At 51.9% G+C, this 6561-nt stretch carries 4 protein-coding genes; 1 reads left to right on the top strand and 3 read right to left on the bottom strand.

The features are described 5' to 3' along the window. On the bottom strand, positions 1-2713 hold a 2713-nt coding region (locus RC73_RS03480; RefSeq protein WP_039033345.1), incomplete at its 3' end, for a TonB-dependent receptor plug domain-containing protein. A 569-nt stretch (positions 2714-3282) separates the two neighbouring features. Between RC73_RS03480 and RC73_RS03475 the strand changes: the two genes are divergently transcribed. Then, positions 3283-3480: a hypothetical protein gene (locus RC73_RS03475; RefSeq protein ID WP_039033344.1), complete on the top strand. Its 198-nt coding sequence runs from the start codon at positions 3283-3285 to the stop codon at positions 3478-3480. A gap of 53 nt (positions 3481-3533) precedes the next feature. Here the strand turns inward: RC73_RS03475 and RC73_RS03470 are convergent, their stop codons facing one another. Both RC73_RS03470 and pdsS read right to left on the bottom strand, forming a co-directional pair. Then, positions 3534-4712 carry a cystathionine beta-lyase gene (locus RC73_RS03470; RefSeq protein ID WP_039033343.1) on the bottom strand — a complete coding sequence of 393 codons (1179 nt, stop codon included), beginning with the start codon at positions 4710-4712 and terminating at the stop codon, positions 3534-3536. Between the two features lie 113 nt (positions 4713-4825). Then, on the bottom strand, positions 4826-6561 hold a 1736-nt coding region (pdsS, locus tag RC73_RS03465), incomplete at its 5' end, for a proteobacterial dedicated sortase system histidine kinase (RefSeq protein ID WP_039033342.1).

Here is a 6561-nt window from a genome sequence, read left to right as displayed (position 1 = left end):
GAACCTGCAAGGCATCTGTGATGTTGTAACGGCTGGTCAAATCAAAAGTAGTATAAGACGGGATATCGTTATAGTTGTTTTGATTGGGTGACCATTCGTTATCCCGCACAGTGTCGCTGCGATAGTTGGCAGTCAATACGGCCGAGAAGTCATTGTAGGTGTAGTCTGTGGTCAATCGATGACGCCAGCGTGGGCGAGCCTGCTCACCTGCCGATTTAACTTCATCATCGGCGAATCCGGTCGGGTTGAATGAACGCTCTTCCAGATAAGTGCTGAATAGGCGGAAGCCCCAATCACCGAAACTGGTTTCAAGGCGGTAATTGGCTTCAATATCAAAACCTGAAGTGATACTGGATGCTGAGTTAACCGGCTTCTCGTAGTAGTTCACTATCTCATGGGTATCGGGATCACGTTCCAGCAAAGGACAGAAGTCGTTATCTGTGCTGCTTGACTGATAGCAGTACTTAACGACTTCAGCACCGCTGAAGCTGTTGATTACGTTCTCCATGTCAAACTTCCAGTAATCCACTGTCAGGCTGAAGTTTTCCAGATAAGATGGGGTGTACACAAAGCCCAGAGTGATGTCATCTGCAACTTCGTTCTGCAGGTCCGGGTTACCTACAATAAAGCCTGGACGAGTTGAACCGTACCAGTCCTGGGAAGGTTCAAAGTCGGTCGGGATCCCTTGAGCTGCACAGTTGGCCAATACATTGTCCAGATAGTCCGGGTTGATCCTGTTCCTGAAGCTGGTAGCACAATAATCGTTGATGGTGCGGAAGGTTTGGCTGGATGGGTTGTACAGTTCGGCAATGTTAGGTGCCCGTACAGACTTGGAGCGGTTGGCCCGGATCCGTAAATCGTCATTGAGCGCCCAGTTGATGCCGACTTTCCATGCAGTATCAGAGCCGGAGGAGGAGTAGTCCATATAACGGAACGCGGTTTCCAGCGTCAGATCCTGCACCAACATCACATCCTGCAGCAGCGGGACGGATAATTCGGCTGATGCCTCGGTCACATCGAACTCACCATAAAGTGGTTGAGACTGGTTTCCAAATAATAAACCATCACGCATTGCCGGATCCGGCAGGGTTTCAGCCGTTTCCTTACGATATTCAACGCTGAATGCAGCAGCGATAAAGCCGGCAGGCAGTTCAAATAGATCGCCGCTGACAGAGGCGCCGGCAACGTATTGATCGATTGATGAACGGCGAATGGCATCTGTGCTGACCCAGTTATAGGCGGCCTCATCATATTGGCCGCGGCCAAATATATTCAAAGGTTTACAGCCATTGGCTCTGGCGTATTCGTCACGACATACCAGATTACCGTCGGCATCTTTGATCACATCGACAGAGTCATAGAAGCGCTGCTCGAATATTTCACCATACCATTCGGTGTCGGCTTGAACATGGCCTACAGTGGCGTAAACATCGTAGGACCAGGTATCGGACAGTGCACCGTCAACACCCAGTGCCAATCTTGCTGTAGTTCTGTCCTGACTGTATTTACGGTTGCCGAAATCAGATGCCAGATAGCCTAAGTTTACCCCTCCACCTGGTTTTTCTTCACCGGCCGTCACCAAAGCCGCCGCTTCAGGAGAGAGCAGGGCATTATCATCATAGAGCTTGAAATTGAGGAAGGCAGGAGAGCTTTCACCATAGGCTTCGGACTTGGTGTAGCTGGCCTCCATGGTAAATTTATGATCATCATTGATGTCATAGTTCATCACAGTAAAGAAATTGATCCTGTCCAGTGGCGTCTTGATGAAAGAGTTCTCAGCAAAGTTGTAGCCTTCACCACCGAGATAGTCCACCCGGCCGCTGGTTAGCGGCGGCAGTGGCTGACCCAGATCCATTGGCCGAATTTGACCGTCATCGCTGAAGGTATAGCGGGTGCCATTGGATTCAAAAGTGCCTGTCTTGCTGTATGAAGCCAGTACCTGTTGACCATGGCCCCACATTATTGCTTGCGGATCATTCGGGCCATTGGCATTGGGATTTCGCACCACAATCGGCGCTTCACGCAGGAATTCTCTGTCCATGTATGAAATCTGCCCCTGACGTGACCAACTGATGTTGGTCACAAAGTTGGCTTTACCCAAGTCAGAGCCAAAAGTCAGCGAGGCATATTCTTCTTCACCCCCATCTTCGGTGGGGCGGGTTGTAGAAGCATCGATAGCCAAGCCATCAAAACTGGTTTTGGTCACTATGTTGACCACCCCGGCAATGGCGTCAGAGCCATAAACAGCAGACGCGCCACCCGTAGTGATTTCGATGCGCTCAACCATGGCGGTAGGGATGTTGTTTAAATCCACGGCGCCTGAGCCTGGCGAACCGGCTACAAAGCGGCGGCCGTTAACCAGCACCAGAGTGCGGTTGGAACCCAATCCTCTCAGGTCAGTGTTATTCAGACCACTGGCAAAAACAGTGTTGTTGGTGGTTTCCGGTGACAGACCAACCAGGGTATTAGGCATCTTGTGCAGCAGATCTGCTACGTTGGTAACACCTGCTTCAATAAGGCCATCGCCTGTGATCACAGTGACCGGTGTTGGTGCTATCTCCCCTATACGCTTGATTTTTGAACCTGTGACTTCAATACGTTCAAATGTTTCAGGTTTATCTTCAGCATAACTGAAACCTGTAAAAGCGATACTGGTAGCAGCAGCCATAAGGCCGAAGCGAACGGCTTTGGCTGTTGTAGATATGGATGTCATATCTCTCTCCTTGATTATTATTGTAAATCGCCATGCTTGGCTGTGTTTTTATTTTGTTTGTCAAATGTTTCAATGACAAAGATATGATTCAATTTAAACCTAGATTTAGCAACACATGATTATGTTTATTAATTTATAATTAATTTATTTTTAACAGTTTGAAAACAAGGTGGGCTGGGTGAGTTAATCGATTAAAATCAATTAATTATATTAAATACTATTGCTGTACAAAATATTTTGTTGCGTAGATGTTTTAATTTAAACAAATTTGTATCAGTGATAATAGTAAGCAAATGTTTCTATGCCCTTAGTAAGGTGTGTCGTGCGTTAATTAATTGAGCATGTGCATTTTGTTTATTTTTCATACGCCTGAGTTTTTGCTGAACGGAATTAAAATATGGGAACTTTCCGATAGGAACAGGCTCTTTAATAAGGCATGATGTGAGGGGCTCCGGTATATTTAACACCGGATGTATCGTTTAAATTCCGGATTACCGGCTCTGCTCCAAGTGTGTTGGAAGTGCTCTTGAGGAGACGGTAAAGAACCGGCGTGAGGTTAAGGGAAGACCATGTCATTTAATCAATCTTTGAGTAGAGGCAAGAGCGAAGCGGCCCAAGAGGGAACTCTGACATCCAATAACCGGGTCAGTAAAAAAGATATGCGGATAAGCGCGGCTCGCAGGCGAATAGAGGATATTCGAGAACAGATGGCCCTGTCCCGTGAACTGGGAGTGGGAGTGTCGGCAGATGATCTGGACTTTGACTGACAGCCAGGTGAATAAATATTTGGAAAGCCCGCATTCAAGCGGGCTTTTGCTGATTAAGCCTGCATTGCGGCGTGATAACGCTCAAAGGCCCGTTCGAGGTCGGCAATCAAATCGTCCGGATCTTCCAAACCTATATGCAGTCTCACCAGGGGCTTGCTGCTGTCCCATTGGGTTGCCGTGCGCAATTTCTCTATGCCGGATATCGCCAGAATAAGGCTTTCGAAGCCCCCCCATGAAAATCCCATCTTGAAGTGTTCCATCCCTTCGACGAAGGCGGTCATCGCTTGGCGGTTACCCTCTTTGAGCACGAAGGAAAATAAGCCGTTGGCGGCGCTGAAGTCACGCTGGAAAAACTCGTGACCCGGGCAACTGGCAAACGCCGGGTGGCGCAGGTGATCCACTTCCGGGCGCTGGGCCAGGAAATTGGCCACTTTGAGAGCATTTTTTTCATGTTGCGCCATTCTTACCCCCAGGGTTCTCAGCCCCCTGGCAGCCAGAAAGATATCGTCCGCAGAGGTGCACTGGCCCATGAGATAGCTGTTCTCCCTCAGGGTATCCCAGTGTGCTTCGTTGGCGGTCGCCGTACCCAGCATCACATCCGAGTGACCCACTATGTACTTGGTGGCGGCCTGAATCGAGATATCGACGCCCATCTCAAACGGGCGACAATTGATGGGGGAGGCCCAGGTGTTGTCCAGCATGGTGACCAATTGATGTTCATGGGCGATGCGGCACAGGGTCGGCACATCCTGGACTTCCATGGTGATGGAGCCGGGAGACTCCAGAAACAGCACTTTGGTATTGGGGCGGATAAGCTCGCGGATACCGGCGCCAATTAAGGGGTCATAGTAACTGGTTTCGATCCCCAGCCCCTTGAGCAGCTTGTCGCACAGATCCCGGGTGGGCTCGTAGACACTGTCTACCATCAGCAAGTGATCGCCGGCCTTCAGAAAAGACAGCAGGGCACCACTGATGGCCGCAGAGCCTGAAGGGTAGAGCGCAGTGCCAACACCGCCTTCGAGTTCGGCAATGGCCGCCTGAAAGGCAAAGTGAGTCGGAGTGCCGCGGCGGCCATAGAACATCTCCCCTTTGGCGCGATTGGCCGTGGCGTGGCGCATCTGTTCCATGCTGTCAAATACAACGGTTGATGCTCGAAACACGGGAGGATTGATCACTCCCTTGCTCCACTTTTTGTCCCGGCCGAGTGAGACCAGCTTGGTGGCTTTCTTCATGGATGCAACTCTTGTTTGTGATGGCGGGGCGGGCGCCCCTTTGAGGCATCTTAACATTGAATCTTGTCATTGCCAGTGCGGTGGGCTTGAGACTTGTTCAAGTTGGCCGCGGCTTAAAGTAGCGGCAGGCTGACCCGAATTTCGACACCCGAGCCATCGCTCAGGTTGCTGGCACTGATATGGCCGCCATGGAAGGCGGTGATAAGCCTGGCGATATAAAGTCCCAGTCCCAGATGAGGTTTGGACTGCATCGTTTGCGGCCGCACTGAGACCATGGACTCGAAGATCTGCTCGGCCATGTTTTCCGGCAACAGTGGCCCTTGGTTTTCCACCCTGAGCAGGGCCTGTTTGCCCTGCACCTTGAGGCTGATGCGGATATCGGTATCGGCTTTGCTGAACTCAATGGCGTTGCTGACCAGCTTATCCATCAGCTGGGCGATATATTCAGGTACGCCGCGCATGGTCAAAGGTTCATCCGGTAACACCAGCACGAAACCTTGTTCCTTGTAAGTCATCTGATACCCGGCGACGCAGCCTGCCACTACCTTGGTCAACGGGAATTCATCTATCTCGGCCTGGGACAGGGACTCCTCGAGCCGGGTGGCTTCGCTCATGTTGGCGAGGATCAGCCATAAGCGGTTGACCCCTTCCTGGGCGCGGTCGACATACTTGGCCGTGTCCTTGTCCAGTTGCTGCAGACTCAAGTGTTCCAATGAGCTGCGCACCACGGCCACCGGGGTTCTCAATTCGTGGGATAGCCGCGAGGACATGTTTTCCAGATAGTGGGTATATTGCCCCAACCGGCTGACGATATTGGCAAAACTGCGCGACAGATCGCCGATTTCATCGCGCACTTTTGAAGGTGGAATGGTGTCGCGAACCCGACCCTGGCTGTCGATGGCGCGCTCGGCCTGATCCCTGAGTTTGCGAATGCGGCTGGAGATCCCCGAGGCAAACACAAACAGTGCCAGGGTTCCCATGGCCATCACAGTCAGGATCACATTGAACAGCTTCTCCAGTGCCCGGTTACGCAGGGTACGTATACCATGGGTGGTTTCCTCGGCAACCACGGCGCCCATCACCTTATCGTCAATCCAGATGGGGCTGGCCGCTGCCAATACCACCGCCTTGTTATCCGGTGTCAGGCGCCAGGTGGAGGCCATCTGGCCATTCAGCGCCCGGCGAATATGGCTGCCGCCGAGTTCAGTCGAATCCTGCAGTGAGTCGATAAAATCCATAGGTGGCTTGGTCAGCACTGTGTAGTAGATGGGGTGTAGATAGTCGTGTTCCAGTTTGCCAAAGAAGCTTTCCGGTTGCCGCTCCTCTTCGACCGAGCGGGTCCAGACACTGGAATCGGCGCGGATATCGCCCGACTTGGCCAGCACCCGGCCATGGACATCCACCACCCAGATCCGCGAGCTGTTATGCCCCATGCCTTTGATAATACTTTCAATTTCCGGTGATGGTACCAGAACCGTCCCCAGCTTGTCGGCGCGGTCAGTGGCCGAGGTACCGACTATGGCTTCCAGCCTACGGCTCTTCTTGTTGTTGACATCATGAATGGCAAAACTGAGTTTACTGCCCACCATCTCCAGCGGCATTCTGAGTTCAATATTGTAACCCTTATCGGTTTTCAACCACTGGCCCTGAATGCGGACCTCTGGTGTCACCGGGGCGCTGAGCGCCGGATTTTCAGGCAACTCGAAGGCGCTGAGCCAGCCATCGCGCTTGTTGGCTATGGTATAGCGGCGAAAACGGCCATCCGGGGCCAGGGTGGCGATAGCCAGATAGTCGTTGCGATCCACACTCAGGCTGTTGCGGCCGCGGTAAATCACCTTTGGATCCGTTA

Origin of the sequence: Shewanella sp. ECSMB14102 (genome assembly GCF_000813075.1) — a bacterium.
Classification (GTDB): domain Bacteria; phylum Pseudomonadota; class Gammaproteobacteria; order Enterobacterales; family Shewanellaceae; genus Shewanella; species Shewanella indica.
This window is presented reverse-complemented; position numbering and strand designations above follow the sequence as displayed.

Coding starts and splice junctions, on each gene's coding strand:
- RC73_RS03475 (WP_039033344.1), top strand. CDS start 3,283: ATGTCATTTAATCAATCTTTGAGTAGAGGCAAGAGCGAAGCGGCCCAA.
- RC73_RS03470 (WP_039033343.1), bottom strand. CDS start 4,712: ATGAAGAAAGCCACCAAGCTGGTCTCACTCGGCCGGGACAAAAAGTGG.